20 protein-coding genes and 1 pseudogene are annotated in these 19,136 nt (G+C 36.1%); 1 reads left to right on the forward strand and 20 read right to left on the reverse strand.

Annotation, left to right across the window (positions count from 1 at the left end; all coding sequences use genetic code 11):
• Window positions 1-43 precede the first annotated feature (43 nt).
• The 14 genes from dnaG to yqfC all read right to left on the reverse strand — a co-directional run bounded on the left by dnaG (window position 44) and on the right by yqfC (window position 12,552).
• Window positions 44-1,840, reverse strand: a complete 1,797-nt coding sequence (gene dnaG / locus AC3EMB_RS21065; protein ID WP_000528221.1) for a DNA primase — start codon at window positions 1,838-1,840, stop codon at window positions 44-46.
• Between the two features lie 81 nt (window positions 1,841-1,921).
• The gene (locus tag AC3EMB_RS21070; RefSeq protein WP_000479733.1) at window positions 1,922-2,065 is read right to left on the reverse strand and encodes a hypothetical protein; all 144 of its coding nucleotides are present in this window, start codon (window positions 2,063-2,065) and stop codon (window positions 1,922-1,924) included.
• Window positions 2,066-2,700: 635 nt separating this feature from the next.
• Window positions 2,701-3,513: a pyruvate, water dikinase regulatory protein gene (locus AC3EMB_RS21075; RefSeq protein WP_000368944.1), complete on the reverse strand. Its 813-nt coding sequence runs from the start codon at window positions 3,511-3,513 to the stop codon at window positions 2,701-2,703.
• A gap of 29 nt (window positions 3,514-3,542) precedes the next feature.
• On the reverse strand, window positions 3,543-4,175 hold the full coding sequence (gene ccpN, locus AC3EMB_RS21080) for a transcriptional regulator CcpN (protein WP_000583756.1): 633 nt from the start codon (window positions 4,173-4,175) through the stop codon (window positions 3,543-3,545).
• Window positions 4,176-4,282: 107 nt separating this feature from the next.
• Entirely contained in the window at window positions 4,283-5,029 is a 747-nt protein-coding gene (recO, locus tag AC3EMB_RS21085; protein WP_000487009.1) for a DNA repair protein RecO, read from the reverse strand.
• A gap of 33 nt (window positions 5,030-5,062) precedes the next feature.
• Window positions 5,063-5,206: a YqzL family protein gene (locus AC3EMB_RS21090; protein ID WP_000883924.1), complete on the reverse strand. Its 144-nt coding sequence runs from the start codon at window positions 5,204-5,206 to the stop codon at window positions 5,063-5,065.
• Between the two features lie 176 nt (window positions 5,207-5,382).
• Window positions 5,383-6,288, reverse strand: coding sequence for a GTPase Era (era, locus tag AC3EMB_RS21095; protein ID WP_001080230.1), 906 nt, complete (start codon window positions 6,286-6,288; stop codon window positions 5,383-5,385).
• Window positions 6,281-6,679, reverse strand: coding sequence for a cytidine deaminase (locus AC3EMB_RS21100; protein WP_488517257.1), 399 nt, complete (start codon window positions 6,677-6,679; stop codon window positions 6,281-6,283). The genes era and AC3EMB_RS21100 overlap by 8 nt, the downstream gene beginning before the upstream one ends.
• Before the next feature lie 99 nt (window positions 6,680-6,778).
• Window positions 6,779-7,132 carry a diacylglycerol kinase family protein gene (locus tag AC3EMB_RS21105; protein ID WP_000715464.1) on the reverse strand — a complete coding sequence of 118 codons (354 nt, stop codon included), beginning with the start codon at window positions 7,130-7,132 and terminating at the stop codon, window positions 6,779-6,781.
• Window positions 7,129-7,599 carry an rRNA maturation RNase YbeY gene (gene ybeY, locus AC3EMB_RS21110; RefSeq protein ID WP_488517258.1) on the reverse strand — a complete coding sequence of 157 codons (471 nt, stop codon included), beginning with the start codon at window positions 7,597-7,599 and terminating at the stop codon, window positions 7,129-7,131. Before ybeY ends, AC3EMB_RS21105 begins: the two co-directional genes overlap by 4 nt.
• Window positions 7,596-9,740, reverse strand: a complete 2,145-nt coding sequence (locus AC3EMB_RS21115; protein ID WP_488517259.1) for an HD family phosphohydrolase — start codon at window positions 9,738-9,740, stop codon at window positions 7,596-7,598. Before AC3EMB_RS21115 ends, ybeY begins: the two co-directional genes overlap by 4 nt.
• Window positions 9,741-9,934: 194 nt before the next feature.
• Complete coding sequence (locus AC3EMB_RS21120) at window positions 9,935-10,894, reverse strand: PhoH family protein (RefSeq protein WP_000840520.1); 960 nt, start codon at window positions 10,892-10,894, stop codon at window positions 9,935-9,937.
• 3 nt (window positions 10,895-10,897) lie between these two features.
• Window positions 10,898-12,097 (reverse strand): sporulation protein YqfD, encoded by a 1,200-nt coding sequence (gene yqfD / locus AC3EMB_RS21125; RefSeq protein ID WP_000792498.1) that lies wholly within the window; start codon window positions 12,095-12,097, stop codon window positions 10,898-10,900.
• Between the two features lie 161 nt (window positions 12,098-12,258).
• The gene (gene yqfC, locus AC3EMB_RS21130; RefSeq protein ID WP_000732269.1) at window positions 12,259-12,552 is read right to left on the reverse strand and encodes a sporulation protein YqfC; all 294 of its coding nucleotides are present in this window, start codon (window positions 12,550-12,552) and stop codon (window positions 12,259-12,261) included.
• 426 nt (window positions 12,553-12,978) lie between these two features.
• Here yqfC and AC3EMB_RS21135 point away from each other — a divergent pair.
• A pseudogene (locus tag AC3EMB_RS21135) lies at window positions 12,979-13,595 on the forward strand (DUF4253 domain-containing protein).
• 135 nt (window positions 13,596-13,730) lie between these two features.
• Here the strand turns inward: AC3EMB_RS21135 and AC3EMB_RS21140 are convergent.
• The 6 genes from AC3EMB_RS21140 to dnaJ all read right to left on the reverse strand — a co-directional run bounded on the left by AC3EMB_RS21140 (window position 13,731) and on the right by dnaJ (window position 19,020).
• Window positions 13,731-14,174, reverse strand: coding sequence for a GatB/YqeY domain-containing protein (locus AC3EMB_RS21140; RefSeq protein ID WP_000054582.1), 444 nt, complete (start codon window positions 14,172-14,174; stop codon window positions 13,731-13,733).
• 15 nt (window positions 14,175-14,189) lie between these two features.
• Window positions 14,190-14,363: a 30S ribosomal protein S21 gene (rpsU, locus tag AC3EMB_RS21145; RefSeq protein WP_000048061.1), complete on the reverse strand. Its 174-nt coding sequence runs from the start codon at window positions 14,361-14,363 to the stop codon at window positions 14,190-14,192.
• Window positions 14,364-14,684: 321 nt separating this feature from the next.
• A complete protein-coding gene (gene mtaB, locus AC3EMB_RS21150) occupies window positions 14,685-16,037 on the reverse strand; it encodes a tRNA (N(6)-L-threonylcarbamoyladenosine(37)-C(2))-methylthiotransferase MtaB (RefSeq protein ID WP_000108679.1) in 1,353 nt (450 codons plus the stop codon).
• 6 nt (window positions 16,038-16,043) lie between these two features.
• On the reverse strand, window positions 16,044-16,793 hold the full coding sequence (locus tag AC3EMB_RS21155) for a 16S rRNA (uracil(1498)-N(3))-methyltransferase (RefSeq protein WP_001190142.1): 750 nt from the start codon (window positions 16,791-16,793) through the stop codon (window positions 16,044-16,046).
• 144 nt (window positions 16,794-16,937) lie between these two features.
• The gene (gene prmA / locus AC3EMB_RS21160; RefSeq protein WP_000872098.1) at window positions 16,938-17,876 is read right to left on the reverse strand and encodes a 50S ribosomal protein L11 methyltransferase; all 939 of its coding nucleotides are present in this window, start codon (window positions 17,874-17,876) and stop codon (window positions 16,938-16,940) included.
• A 28-nt stretch (window positions 17,877-17,904) separates the two neighbouring features.
• Window positions 17,905-19,020: a molecular chaperone DnaJ gene (dnaJ, locus tag AC3EMB_RS21165; RefSeq protein WP_000043947.1), complete on the reverse strand. Its 1,116-nt coding sequence runs from the start codon at window positions 19,018-19,020 to the stop codon at window positions 17,905-17,907.
• Window positions 19,021-19,136: the final 116 nt, after the last annotated feature.

Genomic DNA, 19,136 nt, shown 5'->3' on the forward strand with positions numbered 1-19,136 from the left:
GCGAGATACAAACATTCATTATACTAAAACTTTATCAAAAAAGCTATTTTCTCGCTTTTTGATTTTGTAAATATGCTACATAATATTTAGCAGCCTCTACAGGATCTGTTTTTTCCATTTGTTTCACTTTAAAAATGATCTCCATCTTTTCAAGTTTTTCCTGATGCCGTCTAAGCGTCTCCAAATGGCCTTGCAACACTTCTTCTGTGTATTCTGGATTAATAAATTCATCCGTCGAAATATCAGTGATAATATTTTTCAACTTTTCATCAGAGAGCCAACTTAAAAATGTTCCGACTGAAGGTTCATTTCCCTTTTCATAATATGCGTATAGTTCATATAAAATCCCTTTATGTTCTTCTGTATGAAAATCTTCTATATGGGATTCCATACGAACAGCTACTTCTGCACTTTGCAACATATGGTAAATAATTTCTCTTTCCGCTCTTTCAAAACCTGTTAACTTCGGTTTTGTTTGAACGACTTGAGACGGTTTAGCAACCTGCTTTATTTGTTTTTGCTGTACCTTTTGTTCTTTGCGATATTGGTGCAATTGATTCAAAAGTGTTTCCATTGAATACGAAAATTCTTGCGATAATGACTTCAAATATGACTCTGCCTGCATCGCATCTTGTAACAACGATAACTCTTTTAAAACACTTTTCACATATTCTTCTTTGCCAGACTCATCTTGCAAATTTTTCCCTAAACGCAAATAATTTATTTTAAAACCAACAAAACTCACACTTGATTTCACAAGATTTTCAAAAGCAGTAGTCCCATATTGTTGCACATATTCATCAGGATCAAGCTTATCTGGCAAGGATGTGACTTTCACTTGGCAACCAACTTTTAACAATAATTGCCCTGCTTTCATCGTCGCTTCTCGCCCTGCTTTATCACCATCATAGCAAAGAACAACAGTTTCAACGTTACGTCGCAAAAGTTTTGCTTGTTCTTCAGTTAAAGCTGTTCCCATTGTCGCAACAGCTTCTTCCACACCACTTTTTACCGCAGCTAGTACATCGGCATATCCTTCAAAAAGAACCACTTGCCCACGCTTTCTAATAAACGGTCTTGCTTGGTGGAAGTTATACAACAATTTACTTTTGTGAAAAATCGGCGTTTCAGGGCTATTTAAATATTTCGGAGTGTCATCTCCTAAGGCCCTTCCACTAAACGCTATCACCTTACCTTGTAACGTATAGATCGGGAACATAACTCTTCCACGGAAGCGATCGTAATGACTACCATCCTTCTCACTTCTTATTAGAAGGCCAGCTTGTTCCATACTAGACAGCGATAAACCTCTTTTTTGTAAAATTTTCGTCGCTGCATCCCAAGCAGGTGATGCATAACCAATTTCAAACTTCTCAATCATCTCTTTCGTAATACCACGGTTTAATAAATATGAAAGTGCTTCATTTCCCTCTTCCGTATTTACTAATAAATGATGATAATACTTTTTCAATAATTCATGAGCTTGTTGCATGATGACAGTGTCATCAGATATGTCTTCTTGTTGTCCTTGCCCTGATGTATACTCTGCAACCGCAATTCCATTTCTTTCGCCTAGCTTTTGAACAGCCTCGGTAAAAGCCAGTCCTTCCATTTTCATTAGAAAGGAAAATACATTTCCACCTTCTCCACATCCGAAGCAATGAAAAATTTGCTTATCAGATGAAACAGAGAATGAAGGAGAATTCTCACCATGAAATGGACAAAGGCCGAAATAGTTACGCCCCTGTTTTCTAAGTTGAACGTATTCACCAATCACTTCTACAATATCGGATGATGTCCGAATTTGTTCAACAACTTCTTCGGGAATTCTGTTCCCCATAACTCCATCTCCGTGTCGTATTTTGTATTCGATATAAATTAAAAAATTCCTTTATAATTCGACAATATTTTTCTAAACTTGTTAGAAAGTGTTGCCGATTACATTGTATAAACGATTTTGAACCTTTCCTATAGGTCCTTTATCTGCATAAATCGCATATACATACTTGCTATATAAAATTGTATACATTTGCTCATCTGTTACAAATGTATCTCTTAGAAACAATACATATACACCTTTTTACAAGAAGAGTAGCAAGCCACATATACTGTTTGATCTTGAGATCTGTAACTTTTTCATGTTGATCCATATAACAATCAACTCCATTTTGTTCAGTATCTACAATGATCCAATTGCCTTGCTATTTCCTTAAAGGATGAGCATATGATGCGACAAACAAAATTCCGACATGAAATTCCGCTCCAACTTGCACAATTTCAGCCTTCACGGGATATACATCTACACCAACTAATATGTTGTTGATGTTTTGCATATTTCTGTATTCTACATCCCTTCTGTGAATCCTTCCATAATGTGCGTTTTCTTGTATAGATTTTGTCGATTTAACGTAATTACATGTCTTTTTCGTAAATCCTATCCCTAGTTTATTCTGAAAAATTAAAGTCTAAACGTAAAATATAGGTTTTTATCACAATTTTTTATTATAATATATTTTCTTCAACTACGCTACATATCCCTTTATTTTTTCAGCTTACATTTCAGGATGACAAACTCACACCTTGAATATACTAAAAGACAAAGGAGTATAAGTATAACCATTACACTACAATCTATTACAAAATCCATAGGTATCATATTTCACACGAGCGAAAAAAGCACATTCACCTTTGGTAAATGTGCTAAAACATTTTTTGGTTTTGCACTGCATTCACAATAATATTTGCTGTTTCTTCAATCGCTTTATTCGATACATCGATTACTTGGCAATTTATTTTACTAATTACTTCCTCAAAGTGATCAATTTCTTCTTGAATACGATTAATATTTGCATATGTTGCTCCATCACTTAATCCAAGTGATTTTAATCGTTCTTTTCGAATATGATTTAACTTATCTGGCGTAATTTTCAAACCGAAACATTTTTCTTTTGCCACTTGATATAGTTCTTCAGGTGGGTCAACTTCTGGCACGAGTGGTACATTCGCAACTTTCAAGCGTTTGTTATGAGCTAAATATTGGGAAAGTGGTGTTTTTGATGTACGCGAAACACCAATCAACACGATATCTGCTTTTAAAATACCTCGTGCATCTCTGCCGTCATCATACTTCACAGCAAACTCAATCGCTTCAATCTTTTTAAAGTATTCTTCATCTAACCTACGGACAACACCTGGCTCATATCTCGGCACTTGCCCCGTAATTTCTTCAATTTGATCAATAAGAGGGCCGATAATATCGTATGCCTCTACCCCTTCTTTTGCAGCCTCTGTTACTAAATACTGGCGCATATCAGGCTTAACTAACGTAAAACATATAAGTGCTTGATTACTCTTAGCAATCGAAATCACTTCTTTTAATGTCCCTGTATCTTCTACATACGGTACACGTCTAATATCAGGAGCAAACGGGAATTGCCCCATTGCTGCTCGAACAACCAAATCAGCCGTTTCCCCTACAGAGTCAGATACGACATATACGATTTTATTATCCATTACATTACCTCACTTTAAACAAATTACACTTATTCGTTATTTACTAAATTTACAAACGCACGTGTAATATTTGTCTTTGTAATTCGCCCAATCACTTCTAAACCTTGTTTCGTATCTTTTACAACTGGCATTGCATCAATCTGTCTTTCTATTAATTCCATCGCAATATCATATAAAGAATCCTCTCTACGACACATCGCAATGTTTGGCATCCTTGTCATGATAATATTAACCGGAAGAGAGGTTAAATCCTGCTTTCCTAAGCTCGCTCTTAATAAATCTTTACGAGACACAACACCAACTAATAGAGTCATCTGATCTACAACGAACAATGTACCAACGTCCTCTAAAAACATCGTACAAATTGCATCGTATACGGAAACATTTTTATCAATTACAACCGGTCTAGATTGATAATCTTGTACTTTAATTTTCTTAACAGCTTCAGATAATAGCTGCCCCCCAGTTTTACCCGTATAAAAATAACCTACGCGTGGACGTGCTTCTAAATAACCAGCCATCGTTAAAATTGCTAAGTCTGGTCTTAGCGTCGCACGTGTTAGACCCAATTGCGCTGCAATTGACTCCCCTGTAATAGGACCGTGATCTTTTACAATCTGAATGATATGTTCTTGCCGTTTATTCAGCTCTATGATAATCACCACCTTTAATGCACAACGAAAAAAGTTATACTATCTCTTAAATATTATATACTAAATATGCTATTCGAAAAAGAAAGTATGTAAAAAGGACCGTATACGGCCCAAAATTATATTTGAAACTTATCAAGTTGTTCTAAAAAACGTCTTGATTTCAAATAAATTCCGCAATATTCATCATAATATGTATTCAATACTAAACGCATTTGTTTTTTTGTGCTATCCTTTACCGATACATTTCCGAGCCTATGTAAATCGAAATGGAAGAAAAGACGTAATAATTTATGAACAGCTTCTCCTACCGGTATACGATATGGGTCTTGCTCTGCATGGCGTGAGCACAGAAAACCGCCTTCCCTTACGGAGAAGGCGACAAAGTCTGTTTCTTGATGACAAATCGCACATGTATCAAAGTACGGGCGCATCCCTAATACCGGAAGCATTTTCGTTTGATAAATTAATGATAACACTTCTGGATCAACACCCTCACACATATAATGCAACGTTTGATATAACATTTCAAATAAATACGGATTATGTTTTTTATCTTCTGTTGCTTTATCAGTTAACTCAACAATAAATGATGCATAAGCAGTTAAAAATATATCCTCGCGAATTTCTTTCATAGTTGAAATAATCTCGCCTTGTTGCAATGTTCCAAGCCCAGATCCCATTTGAATAAGAAAATGGCCATGTGTCATTAATTGCGACACAGATGCTAATCGGCTTTTCGGTTTTTTTGCCCCTCTTGCCATTGCACTTACCTTACCAAGTTCTCTTGAGAATATTGTAACAATCTTGTTCGTTTCTCCGTAATCTGTCGTACGGATAACGATGCCCTCAACTTTTTGAAACATGTTCGTCACCATCCAAGGTTTGAACAAAACGGGTCAAGAAATTGGAGAGTCTAGATGCGCTAGCTCCTCTTCATGTTGATCCATCTCATCGTTTACGTCTTTTTCCATTTCTTTCAAAAGCAAGTACGTTTCAATGCTTCCTGTTTTGGAGAAAAACTTCCAGGTAAAATCTAGCATAAGAATCCACCTTTCTCAATAAGCGTAGCCTATAAACCAATTTCCTTTGTTGTTATTAAATTGACCCATTTTGTCCATTTTCATGTGAGAAAAATTTTTCCTAATTTATCAAAGTTCATAAAAACCAATAATCAGTGGATGAACCAACCATCCACTGATTACAACTTTACTCTATTTTAGTACTCATCCTCGCGGAAACCTAGGTCACGAAGCTGAGACATTTTATTACGCCAATCTTTTTGCACTTTTACCCATACTTCTAAAAATACTTTAGAACCAAGTAGCGCTTCAATATCAAAACGAGCTCGCTTACCAACTTCTTTTAACATTTTCCCTTGTTTTCCGATGATGATTCCTTTTTGTGATGCACGTTCAACAACAATCGTTGCATTTATATAAACTGCCCCGCCCTCACGCTTTTGAATCGCATCGATAACAACAGCCACAGAATGCGGCACTTCTTCACGTGTTAAATGTAGTACTTTCTCACGAATAAGCTCTGCAATAATAAATCTCTCCGGATGATCCGTTACTTGATTCTCTGGATAGTATTGTGGTCCTTCTGGTAAATACTTTTTAATTGTTCCAATTAAAGCGTCCACATTATTACCGTCTAACGCAGAAATTGGTACAATCTCTGCAAACTCATGTAGTTTACGATATTGATCAATTAACTCTAGTAATTGCTCTGGATGAAGTTGGTCAATTTTATTAATGACTAAAAATACTGGTTGTTTCGTTTCTTTTAATTTCTCAATGATGAATTCCTCACCACGACCAAATCCTTCAACTGCATTAACCATAAACAGAACAATATCAACTTCTTTTAATGTCGTTTGCGCCATCTTTACCATAAAGTCGCCTAATTTATGTTTAGGTTTATGTATTCCTGGTGTATCAATGAAAATAACTTGTGCATCATTTTCTGTATATACACCTTGAATTTTATTACGAGTCGTTTGTGGCTTATCACTCATAATAGCAATTTTCTGGCCGATAATACGGTTTAAAAATGTAGATTTTCCAACATTCGGTCTGCCAATAATAGAGACAAAACCTGATTTATAACCTTTTCTATTCATGTAAATCCTCCGCTAAAAATGCTCCTGGTAACAATTCTCCGACTGTCGTCTCTTGAACGTCACCATGTAAGTTTGATAAGTATACTTTCGTATCCTGTTTACATAATTCTACCATAACTTGTCGACATGCTCCACAAGGAGGTACTGGGCGCTTTGTATCTGCTATAACCGCAATGGCTACAAATTCTTTATCTCCTTCAGAAATCGCCTTAAATAAAGCTGTTCTTTCAGCACAATTACATAAGCCATATGATGCATTCTCAACATTACATCCACGATATACTTTTCCACCGCGCGTTAATAATGCTGCACCTACTTGAAATTTAGAATATGGTACGTACGCTTGTTTACGCGCTTCGATTGCTTCTAGAATTAATTGTTTACTATTCATATTCCCGCATCCTTCCTGTTCACAGCTATGAAGAGATACACTCTCTCATTAAAGGCCCTTACAGCACTTCCAAAGCTTAATAAAAGCTTCGGAATGCAACTATACCATATACGGTAAAAAGATAATAGCACCAATTATAACAGCTATAATTGCAAACAATAAAACCGCTCCTGCCGCAACATCCTTTGCAATTTTTGCAAACGGATGAATATCGGCAGTCGCTAAATCTACCGTTTTTTCCACAGCCGTATTTACCATCTCTAAACTCATTACACTCCCTATTACAATAAGTAATATCATCCACTCTATTTTCGTAATATGGAAATAAAAGCCGCAGCATATAACAATGACTGCGGCTAAATAATGGATTTTCATATTTCGTTCATGACGAAAACAAAAGAATATACCAGCTATAGCATATCCAAAACTATCTATAAGTTTTCCTTTTTTCATCGTCCTAATCCAAAAGCTTCTAAAATTTCTTTTTGTCTTCCGAACATTTCTTTTTCATCTTCTTCTGTCATGTGATCATAACCAAGTAAATGTAAAAAGCCATGTAACGCCAAAAATCCAAGTTCACGATCGAAAGAATGTCCGTACTCTTCAGCTTGCTCTTTCGCCCTTGGAATAGAGATAATAAGATCCCCTAACATGCGCGGCATCTCTACACCAACAATCTCTATTTCTCCTTCTCCCATCTCTTCCATGGCAAAGGATATTACATCTGTAGGTTGATCTTTATCTCGGTAATCACGATTAATTTCTCTAATGCGCTCATTATCTACAAATGTCACCGATACCTCCGCACCATCCTCGATATTTTCCATTTGAGCTGCTTTTTCTAACACTTCACGAATTAAACTCATATACTCTTCTTTTACTTCTTCTGTTTCATCAATAAAATCAATTAACAAACTCATTCTTTCTCCTTTTCTTCCGGAGGTTCCGGATATGTAATACGCGAATGGAAAATACCATTTAACGTTTCACACAACGTTTTTCCAACGATTTGTAGTTCCTTAAACGTCAAATCACATTCACTAAATTGACCGTCTTGCAGTCGATCTTTAATAATATTTTGCACCAAATTATTAATTTGTTCTGGCGTTGGGTGATTCATAGAACGTACCGCAGCTTCTACACTATCAGCAATACCAACAATTGCCGATTCTTTCGAAGTTGCTTTTGAACCTGGATAACGGAACATCTCTTCTGTATATTTATCTTTATCTTCTTTAATAGCTTTATAATAAAAATATTTCAGTAACGTTGTACCGTGATGTTGCCCAGCGATATCAATAATTTCTTGTGGAATATGATATTCTTCGAGCATTCTTACTCCATCCGTTACGTGAGCAATTATAATATCTTTACTCGTTACAGGATCTAATTTATCATGCGGGTTTTTAATTCCCATTTGGTTTTCAATAAAGAATTGCGGTTGTACTGTTTTTCCTACATCATGATAATATGCCCCTACACGCGCTAATACACCATTTGCCCCAACTGCTTCACAAGCAGCCTCAGAAAGATTCGCTACCATTACACTATGATGATATGTCCCTGGCGCTTCTAACAAAATTCTGCGTAAAAGCGGATGATTTGGACTTGATAGTTCCATAAGCTTCATACTTGATACGATTCCAAGTCCACTTTCTAAATATGGTAAAATCCCCATAGCCAAAACGGATGATATAATCCCTGAAAGTGAAGCCATTAATAATTGCGTACCAATTTCAAGAGGCGAAAAATTCCCATTACGTAATAATAAGAGCGCCGCTAATACGACTACATTTAATACAGAAACGAGTATACCAGCTTGCAAAATCATTGTACGACGATTTTTTTCTCGCAAGAAAATACTAACCGATAATGAACTTAACAATACGTAAATCCCTACACTATAATTTAATGTACTCGTTACTCCTTCATTAAACATAATACTTCCGCATACAGAAAAAATCATACTCGTTAAAAAGACAAATCGATCACCAATCATTAGTTTTACAAGTATTGTTCCCATCGCAACTGGGACAACATATGCAATCCCTGCGTATTCAAGTTTTTGAAACAAACTAATGATTTTCATTAGTACGATTGTGATAGACAAAATTGTAATATACGCTAAAACATACGGTCTATCTTCTCTTTTTCTCTTTAAAAATAATTCAAATTGTTTATGCATAAAGTATAGTAATACACCAATGAGTACCGCTAATCCAACATAAGGTTGAAAGCCGTTCCCTTTTTCTAACAAACCAACTAACTTCAACTGATTATACACATCACTTGAAATCGTTTCACCTTCTCTAACAAGAACTTGTCCTTGAAGAATATAAACAGGTGGAACTAAATCTTCCTCTGCTTTTCTCTTCTCTTTCGTTAATATCGGGTCATAAAAATAGTTCGCTGAAATTGCATATCTTCCTAGCGCCTTAATTGACTCTTTTAAACCATTATCAACATTAACACTATTCATCTCACTTACATATCGTTCTTTCGCATCTTTCAATTCGTCCATTTTAATATGCTCAGTCATGATACTATTAATCGCTGTGACCGCAGCATCTTTCGCTAATACTAATTGGCTCAAATCTGCATTAATCAAATTTAGTAAGTTTGAATCAGATAATTCTTTCGTTAAGTCAGCGGGTAGTTTCTTTTTTAACTTATCCACTTTCTCAGCATCAGTCATCTTTTTTTGATCATCCGGTCCAACAGCTTTAATCTCTTGCACCACTTCATCCACTTTAGCAAAGACGTCATTCACAATATCAACTTTGTTTTGTTTATACTCACTTTTATATGTATATTGATCTTCAACTTTTGTAGCGGCTTCTTTTTTCTTTTTATCCGTTGTAACTTTATCTTCAATTTTTATAGGAGAATGGATTGTCTTTTTCGCAATAGAATACATATTAACATCTAATTGTTCTGGTTTTACATTATTCATAAGCGCAAAAAACAGCACTGCTCCTAACACAACGTAAGAAATCCAACTTAGTTTTTTCGAATGTTGTAAATTACGAAACCACTTAGAAATTTCTTGAGATCTTGACATGATTTCAATACCTTCTCCTCTCCAGAAATAAAGTGAAACTATTTATAGCTTTCATTTCTTCTACCCAACGATACTTTGAGGCAACATTTTACACACCAGTACCTATAGTTTATTTTCCTTATCTTTCATGATAGTAAAAAATATGACATTCGCCAACCTTATCATACAAAAAGAAATGATCCTGACAAATAGGATCATTCCATTTTATCATATGCCTCAATAATACGTTGCACCAATGGATGTCTCACAACGTCCGTTTGTTCTAATGTAATAAATGACAGACCTGATACACCAGATAAAATATTAGCAGCTATAGATAGCCCTGATTTTACCCCTTTTGGCAAGTCTACTTGTGAAGGGTCCCCTGTAATAACCATTTTAGAACTAAAACCTAATCTTGTTAAAAACATTTTTATTTGAGCACCCGTTGTATTTTGAGCCTCATCTAAAATAACAAATGAATCATCAAGCGTACGCCCCCTCATATAAGCAAGCGGCGCGATTTCAATTACTCCTCGCTCCATCATACGCTGCGTATATTCTTGTCCAAGAATATCATGTAAGGCATCATATAATGGACGTAAGTATGGATCTACCTTCTCTTTCAAATCCCCTGGTAAAAAACCTAAATTTTCTCCAGCTTCTACAGCAGGTCTTGTTAAAATAATTTTCTTTACATATCCTTGTTTTAAAGCTCTCACAGCCATTACTACAGCTAAATATGTTTTTCCAGTTCCTGCAGGCCCTATCCCAAAGACAATATCATTCTTCTTCATCGCATGAATATATCTTCTTTGCCCCATTGTTTTTACACGAATGGATTTACCTTTTGCAGTCTTGAAAATTTCTTCTTCATATAACTCTTCAAATTGAGCAATTTTCCCTTGTTGCGCGAGCTGAATTGCATACGCAACATCTCTCTCTGAAATTGATATACTTTTACGAATTACAACAAGTAATTGCTGTAAGATTTTTTCTACGAGTGTCACCGTTTCAACTGCTCCAGATACATGAACAGTTTCTCCTCTAGTTACGATCGATACATTCAGTTCTCGTTCAATTACTTTTAAATGTGCATCATTGACTCCAAAAAGAGCGATTGCTTCGTTAGTATTTTCCAATTGTTGGTTCATTTCTACTAATTGTTCTGCCATTACTCAGTCTCCTTGAATATCGGATTCGGATATTGGTTGTGGCTCTGCAATATTTTCAACCACAGTATAATGCAATGTGACTTTTAGTTGATCCGCCTCAACCTCTTTACTCAAAATCTTATCACTTACAATCATAGCATGTTCATCCAATTTTTTCTTTAGTTCTTTTTCGGCCATCTCCTTCGCTACTTTCAGCGCTTGCTTTTCTGTATATTCTCGATTCGCTTCTTCCTCTTCTCTCACAACATCTTTTTCATATGCAATCGGCAGTGTAAAACCAAATAATTTCACATCATGCTTTACACTTTCAGTACGAGAGCGTTTATACTTATCATGCTGAAATCCCCATATTTTTATTTTCGTATCCCCGAATTTAAGAAAATGTTCATTGTATACATTACCAGTATACACTTGGAATTGCGTCTTTAGCGGAACATCTACCTTAGATGTATACCACGTTTCGCCATACACAATACCTTTCGCTGAAACAATCGTCGGACTTTCCTCATTACCATATATTCCCGATACGAGAATCTGCCCTTTTTCTACATGATCATTCTTCAGTACAACCGGCTTTCCAACTTCTACAAACGTTTTTGTAATAATCGCTTCTTTTTTTGCTACTAAATTTTGCGGCCTTTGTTCCTTTTCTTTTTTCGGTTCGTTTTTTTCAACAATTTTAAAATGATACGTCGTTCCTCTTACTTCTAGTCCCGCCCAAGTAATGGCATTAATATTATCTGTCAAATGGCGTTGTACATCTTCTACATTCGGCATTTGAAATTGTAGTTTCCCTTTTTTAATACCCATTTTATCCAATTCTTTCATCAATATATATTCTGTTTCGGGTTTTGCTCCTGTAATTTCAATTTTCCAAACCATATTTGACATTGCAATCACGCCAAAAAAGAAAATTAAAAACCCAATTAAAAATCCACTATTTTTAATTAAACGCTTATTCCAAAAAGGAAAACCATAACGTCCAATAAAATATAATTTACATTCATTTTTTCTATAAATTGGTTTTATTTTTTTCACATCGCGTAACAACATACAAAAAACTAACGTTTCATCAGCTATTTTCTTAACATCCCAAACTAACAAATTCCTCCGTACACATTCATTAACAAACCGTTCCGCTCCTCTACCTTCAATCCGCACTTTTACATATCCAAGCCACTTTATAAACCATTTATTTTTCATTTACCACCTTCACTGCCTTTCTAAAAGTAGATATACTACTTTTTATTTGAAGCATTAAAATAGCTCGTACTAAAATGAAACAAATTAAAACTGTAATCAGTCTCTATCAACGAAACTTTTACAGGATAAAGAAGAAAAACTTCACAAATGGAAGTTTCACTTCAATCACCTTTTTTTTCATTTTCTAAAAATGTTACTTGCTCAATTATCCCTTCGAGCAAAAGCTCTTCTGGAAGAATCGTTTTAATAACAAAGGATTGTCCTTTAATTAGTAATTGACCATGTTTTAAAAGCAATCGCACTTCTTTATCTGAAAACACTAATAGCCCCCGATGATTTTCTATATAAATATGTATTTGCCCAACAAGAGTAATCCGAGGCAGATCCATTAATACATCCACTGGTAGGTCTACTTGTTTTGTTAACCAATTTTTCATTTGTTCTAATTTCTTCATCTCGAAAGACCCCCTCCTCATCCCATATATATGTATTTCTTCACAAGTGCCTATCGTGTTATAACGACTTCACTAACATAACTATATTCTGTAAGAGTTCATCTCATGTTAATTAAAACAGTCGCTATATGAAATCATATTTATCAGGACAATGATGGATCAGAGAATGTTACCCATAATAATAGAAGTATTAATACAAGAATATGCGCCCTCAGGGGATATCAGTACAAGTTAAATTAAGAAATTGAGCCTAGCAAGAAGTTGGAAACTTGAAAAAACCTGTTACAATTCGTTCTGGACGTGACATACTGACCATAGAATAAGTAGTTGTCATTCATTAGACAAATGAGATAAAATCCGAAAAAGGAAATTTCTCCACTCTGAATTTTGCGGTGTAAGTAAGAATATTTTATAGGTGGTTGTTATATGAATTTCAAAAAAATATTAGGATTCATTAAAAAACAAAAAAATGAATTAATAAGCGAAGAAATACGAAAGGAAATTGGATTTAGTCAAGAAATTTTGAATGTTATAAAACAAGCTACTAACAGCAGCATCCACCCCTTTTATGCAACTGATTCAAAATCTAAAATAGCCGGAGTCTCTTTCGTTACCTTTGAGGATTATGCTGAACAGCAAGTTATAAAACTTCAATCTGAGGTTCAGAAACTTGGATACTTAGCTTTTATTTGCGAAAGAAGTTTTAGTCAAGGAAGTAAGAGTGAGTGTAGAATTGCAATTACACAAGGAAATGACCAATTTGATATCCTTACAATCCAACAAACAAATGGCGTTAATTACGAAGTTAGCAATATAGATGTTATTTTTAAACTAAGAAAATGGAATGATCGCTATCCTTTTATCATAATCGGTGCAGATCATGACTGGGTTGATGCCATTTTTAGCGCGTTTCCTACATGCAATCTTTCGCGCAAGAAATGTATGAATTTTGTCCAGATATAGTGGAACAAGGAACAGAAAGCATTGAGGAGTTAGTCGAAGAAATTAAGAAAACGAAAAAGCTTTTTTTATGGTGGGATTAATCATAACTAAGGCCGTTACCTTTTTTTACATACCAGAGGCGTTTCTATCACTTACAGAAACGCTTTTTAAGCAATATAGCGTTTTTCCTTAATAAGAACAATAAAAAAACGTCTCATACGAAATGAGACGTTTTTTTATGCTAATAGCTGGATAACCAACTTATTCACAAGTGATCCGTCTGTTTTACCTTTTACTTTCGGCATAACAGCAGTCATCACCTTACCCATATCTGCTTTAGAAGTCGCACCAACTTCAGAAATAACTTGCTTGATTACATCAACTAGTTCTTCTTCAGTTAATTGCTCTGGCAAATATGCGCTTAAAATCTGAATTTCACTTTGCAGTTTATTAACAAGGTCTTCACGACCAGCTTTTTTAAATTCAAGGAGGGAGTCCTTATACTGTTTTACTTCACGAGCTAAAACTGTTACTTCCTCTTCTTCAGTAAGAGTATGTTGCAGTTTAATACCTTCATTTTGTAAAGCAGCCTTAACCATACGAATAACGGTTAATTTTTCTTTTTGTTTATTCTTCATCGCTTGTTTCATATCATCGTTTAAACGACCGAGAAGACTCATAACTTACACCCTCTCTTAGAATTTACGCTTTCTTGCCGCTTCAGATTTCTTCTTACGTTTTACACTTGGTTTTTCATAAAACTCGCGCTTTCTTGCTTCAGCAAGTGTACCAGTTTTAGAAACCGATCTTTTAAAACGGCGAAGTGCATCCTCCAAAGACTCGTTTTTACGAACGACTGTTTTTGACATTCTCTTTCCCTCCCTCCGAAACATCACACTTACATACTAACTTCAGCATGCAAAAAGAAACACTTCTTCAGCATGTCTTTTACGATTATAATACATTTTATCACTTCAGGTCAACTATTTGGCAGAATAAAAGAAGAATAGAAGCATTTCCTTTTCAAAAGTTATACAAATAGCTAGTATCCTTCTTTCATGAAGACAACTATATTTTTATCATTTCAACTTTTTTCATACAGGGATGCACGAAACGCCTCTCCACCTTCTAGTACTTAACCGCTTCAAATAAAGAAAGCATGCAAACCGTTTCCGGTTGCACGCTCTTTTTTATGCGCTTGCTGATTCTTTTTTCACATCATCTTCAAGAACACGAACAAATTGCGCTTCGTTATATGGATAGCCAGCTTTCGTAATTTTCACTTTCACTAGCTTACCAATTAATTCTTCTGATCCTTCAAATACAATTTTCAAGTAGTTATCTGTATACCCTACATATAACCCTTCACGGTCGCCGTCTTTAAATTGCTCTTCTGGAATGATTTCAAGCACTTCACCTTCAAACGCTGATGCATATTCTTTCGCTAATTGATTAGATAGCTCAATTAAACGATGAACACGATCGTTCTTCACATCTTCAGGAACTTGATCTTCCATGCGTGCTGCAGGTGTTCCTGTACGTTTTGAATAAGGGAACACGTGTAACTCAGAGAAGCGGTTCTCTTTAATGAAATTGTATGTTTCCATGAATTCTTCTTCTGTTTCACCTGGGAAACCAACGATTACGTCAGATGTAATCGCAAGGCCTGGTAACGCTTCTTTCAAACGATCTAAACGCTCTTGGAAGAATTCCATCGTATATTTACGACGCATACGTTTTAATACAGTATTAGAACCAGATTGCAACGGAATATGCAAGTGACGTACAACTACTTCAGATTTATCTAACACTTCAATTACTTCATCTGAAATTTGACTCGCTTCAATAGAAGAAATACGAAGACGTTTTAATCCGCCTACTTCCGCTTCCATATCACGAAGTAATCCAGCTAAGTTATAATCTTTTATATCTTCGCCGTATCCACCTGTATGAATACCCGTTAATACGATTTCTTTATAGCCTGCATCCACTAATTGTTGTGCTTGTTTAATAACCTCTTTTCCATCACGAGAACGCATTAAACCACGCGCCCAAGGAATGATACAGAATGTACAGAAGTTATTACAACCCTCTTGTATTTTTAAAGACGCACGTGTACGATCCGTGAAATAAGGTACATCAAGTTCTTCGTACACACGTGTTTTCATAATATTGCGGACAGCATTAATCGGTTGACGCTCTTTACGGAATTCTTCGATGTAACCTAACATCTTTTCACGATCCTGTGTACCAACTACAATATCTACACCTGGAATCGCCATAATTTCAGCTGGAGATGTTTGTGCATAACATCCCGTTACGCAAATAACTGCATCTGGATTTTGACGCACAGCACGTCTGATTACTTGACGGCTTTTTTTGTCCCCAGTATTCGTTACTGTACATGTGTTAATAACATATACATCAGCTTTCTTTTCATATTCTGTTCTTTCATAACCACCTTGTTTAAACAATTGCCAAATGGCTTCTGTTTCATAGTGGTTTACTTTACAACCTAACGTATGGAACGCAACAGTTGACATTGATCATCACCCCATCAATTCAAAATGATACGAAGCAGCACTTAACGCGTATAACGGCGCCGTTTCTGTTCTTAAAATTCTTGGTCCTAAACTACATGGTACAAATTTATGTTCACGAAGCGCTGTAATCTCTTCCTCAGCTAAACCGCCTTCTGGGCCAAATACAATCAATAGCTTTTGACCTGGTTTCATTGTCGTTAAAGCTTTCGCAAAATTAGATTTCTCGCCTTGTTTCGCTTCCTCTTCGTAAGCAACAAGACAAACATCATACTCACCACTCATCGTAAGCAGTTGCTTAAATGATGCCGGAGCATGTACTTCCGGAATTTCACTTCTATGTGATTGTTCCGCAGCTTCTTTCACAATTTTTCTTAAACGCTCAACTTTTTTATCAGCTTTTTTCGCATCCCATTTTACGATAGAGCGAGATGCTTGAAATGGTAAGAATGCAGCTGCCCCAAGCTCAGTTCCTTTTTGAAAAATCAACTCTAGCTTGTCTCCTTTTGGCAGTCCACTTGCAATCGTCACGAAAACAGGAAGTTCACTTGACGCCTCTACCCATTCTACAATAGCCGTATTAATAAATTCACTGGTAATTTCATCAATTGAACATACTGCTGTTTTTCCGTTTACACAGCAATAAATTTGATCGCCAGCTGTCATACGCATTACTCTCGCAATGTGATGTACATCATCACCTACAATGCGAATTTTTGCTTCACTTACATGTTTTTCTTCTACAAAATAACGTTGCATATAATCACCTTAGTAGAGTTTCGTTCCTTTCGTAAGTCAACACTTACGAAAAGAACGAAACATTATCATTTTTCATATAACAAACGGCAAGTCCCTCACCTTATAGTGAGAGACTCCCCTTTTCATTATAGACTAAAATCTATATTACGCATTTCGTGCAATAATTGCTACCCAATCTTCCATTCGTAACACTTCTTCAATTGTAAATCCAGCTTGTTCTAACGCCTCAGAAATTACTTTTTCCTTCGCAGCAATAATGCCCGATGTAATAAATAATCCACCTGACTTCACAACTCTCGCTGCATCTTCAGGGAATAAAAGAATAATTTCTGCTAATAAGTTAGCTACGATTAAATCAACAGGACCTTCAATACCTTCTAAAAGACTATTTTGCCCAACAGACACGATATCATCTGTTTTATTTAAACGCACATTCATTTCTGCACTTTCAACTGCAACCGGATCTAAATCATATGCTTGAACAGAAGACGCACCTAATTTTGCCGCTGCAATACTAAGCACACCAGAACCTGTTCCTACATCAATGATAGCATCACCTGGCTGTACTGTTTTTTCTAAAGCACGAATACACATCGTTGTTGTTGGATGAGTTCCTGTACCAAACGCCATACCTGGGTCTAATTCAATGATTTTTTCATCAGGAGAAGATGGTGTATATTCTTCCCACGTCGGTACGATTGTGAATGTATCAGAAATTTGTACTGGATGGTAATATTTTTTCCAAGCAGTAGCCCAATCTTCTTCATTGACTTCGTTAACGGTAATATTTCCAGTACCAATTTCAATGTCGTAAGATGGAAGCACATCAATAGATGATTTTACACCTGCAATCGTTTCATGTAAAGAATCCGTTTGCGGGAAATATGCTTTTATTAATACACCTTCCGCCGGATATTCATCTGGATTCAATGCATAAATTTCACCATATTGTTGCTCGCGCTCTTTCGTTAACTCCGCTGGATCCTCAATCGCAACTCCGCTAGCACCAGCTTCATGTAAAATATGAGAGACAGCTTCTACTGCTTCTTCTGTTGTATGAATACTAATTTCTGACCATTTCACAATTTACCAACTCCATTTTTTATTTCCATTATTCCCCTTTGAAAGCACGTTTAAGCTTTCCGAATAAACTATCATCCTGCTCTTCTTGTCCTGCAAATTCACGTAATAAATCTTTTTGCTGTGAAGTCAATTTCGTCGGTACAACAACACGAACGACTACATATTGATCTCCTTGGCCGTATCCACGTACGTTCGGAGCACCTTTTCCTTTTAAGCGGAATTCTGTTCCAGTTTGTGTTCCTGCTGGAATTTTCAGCTTCACTTTACCATGAACAGTAGGAACTTCCACTTCATCACCAAGCGCCATTTGCGCAAATGTTAATGGCATTTCGCAAATAATGTGATCTCCTTCACGCTCGAAGAATTCATGATTTCTTACATGAACGACAACATATAAGTCTCCTGCTGGTCCGCCATTTACGCCGGCTTCACCTTTTCCAGACACACGAATTTGTTGACCATTATCGATACCTGCTGGAATTTTAACATTGATTTTTTTACGCTTACGAACTTTACCTGAACCGTGACATGTCGTACATTTTTCTTTAATAATTTGTCCAGTTCCTGAACAATGACCACAAGCTTGACGGTTTACGATACGACCAAACGGTGTGTTTTGTTCTACACTCACTTGACCAGAGCCTGAACAATGTTTACATGTTTCTTTTGAAGTTCCTGGTTTTGCTCCACTACCTTTACAAGTATCACATGGATCTTCTACTGGAATTTCCACATTTAATTCCTTACCAAAAATAGCTTCTTCAAAATCTAAAGTGACTTGATATTGTAAGTCAGCACCTTGGCGCGGAGCATTTGGATCACGACGTCTGCCGCCGCCACCGCCAAAGAAAGAACTAAATATATCTTCAAAACCGAAGCCACCGCCGAAGTCTCCTCCGCCGCCAAATCCACCGAATCCTTGATTTGCACCAGCATGACCAAATTGATCGTACTGCGCACGCTTTTGATCATCACTTAACACTTCGTATGCTTCTTGTACTTCTTTAAACTTTTCAATTGCATTTTCTTCTTTGCTTACGTCTGGATGGTATTTTTTAGCCAAACGACGATACGCTTTTTTTATTTCATCTGTTGAAGCGCCCTTGCTAAGTCCAAGGACCTCATAATAGTCTCGTTTACTCATAAATTTACAACCCCCGAATCTTTCACATAAACGTAATTTTAACACCGAAAGAAAGTGCTTTGCAACAAAGTTTCCTCACTTACAGTATGCAAAGCGAAAAACTTAAGATCCTCACA

The sequence above is a fragment of the Bacillus sp. LQ16 genome (assembly GCF_057784645.1).

Bases quoted from the DNA above. Each gene is read 5' to 3' on its own strand.
- dnaG (WP_000528221.1), bottom strand. From the start codon at position 1,840: ATGGGGAACAGAATTCCCGAAGAAGTTGTTGAACAAATTCGGACATCA.
- AC3EMB_RS21075 (WP_000368944.1), bottom strand. From the start codon at position 3,513: ATGGATAATAAAATCGTATATGTCGTATCTGACTCTGTAGGGGAAACG.
- recO (WP_000487009.1), bottom strand. From the start codon at position 5,029: ATGTTTCAAAAAGTTGAGGGCATCGTTATCCGTACGACAGATTACGGA.
- AC3EMB_RS21090 (WP_000883924.1), bottom strand. From the start codon at position 5,206: ATGCTAGATTTTACCTGGAAGTTTTTCTCCAAAACAGGAAGCATTGAA.
- era (WP_001080230.1), bottom strand. From the start codon at position 6,288: ATGAATAGAAAAGGTTATAAATCAGGTTTTGTCTCTATTATTGGCAGA.
- AC3EMB_RS21100 (WP_488517257.1), bottom strand. From the start codon at position 6,679: ATGAATAGTAAACAATTAATTCTAGAAGCAATCGAAGCGCGTAAACAA.
- AC3EMB_RS21105 (WP_000715464.1), bottom strand. From the start codon at position 7,132: ATGAAAAAAGGAAAACTTATAGATAGTTTTGGATATGCTATAGCTGGT.
- ybeY (WP_488517258.1), bottom strand. From the start codon at position 7,599: ATGAGTTTGTTAATTGATTTTATTGATGAAACAGAAGAAGTAAAAGAA.
- AC3EMB_RS21115 (WP_488517259.1), bottom strand. From the start codon at position 9,740: ATGTCAAGATCTCAAGAAATTTCTAAGTGGTTTCGTAATTTACAACAT.
- AC3EMB_RS21120 (WP_000840520.1), bottom strand. From the start codon at position 10,894: ATGGCAGAACAATTAGTAGAAATGAACCAACAATTGGAAAATACTAAC.
- yqfD (WP_000792498.1), bottom strand. From the start codon at position 12,097: ATGAAAAATAAATGGTTTATAAAGTGGCTTGGATATGTAAAAGTGCGG.
- yqfC (WP_000732269.1), bottom strand. From the start codon at position 12,552: ATGAAGAAATTAGAACAAATGAAAAATTGGTTAACAAAACAAGTAGAC.
- AC3EMB_RS21140 (WP_000054582.1), bottom strand. From the start codon at position 14,174: ATGAGTCTTCTCGGTCGTTTAAACGATGATATGAAACAAGCGATGAAG.
- rpsU (WP_000048061.1), bottom strand. From the start codon at position 14,363: ATGTCAAAAACAGTCGTTCGTAAAAACGAGTCTTTGGAGGATGCACTT.
- mtaB (WP_000108679.1), bottom strand. From the start codon at position 16,037: ATGTCAACTGTTGCGTTCCATACGTTAGGTTGTAAAGTAAACCACTAT.
- AC3EMB_RS21155 (WP_001190142.1), bottom strand. From the start codon at position 16,793: ATGCAACGTTATTTTGTAGAAGAAAAACATGTAAGTGAAGCAAAAATT.
- dnaJ (WP_000043947.1), bottom strand. From the start codon at position 19,020: ATGAGTAAACGAGACTATTATGAGGTCCTTGGACTTAGCAAGGGCGCT.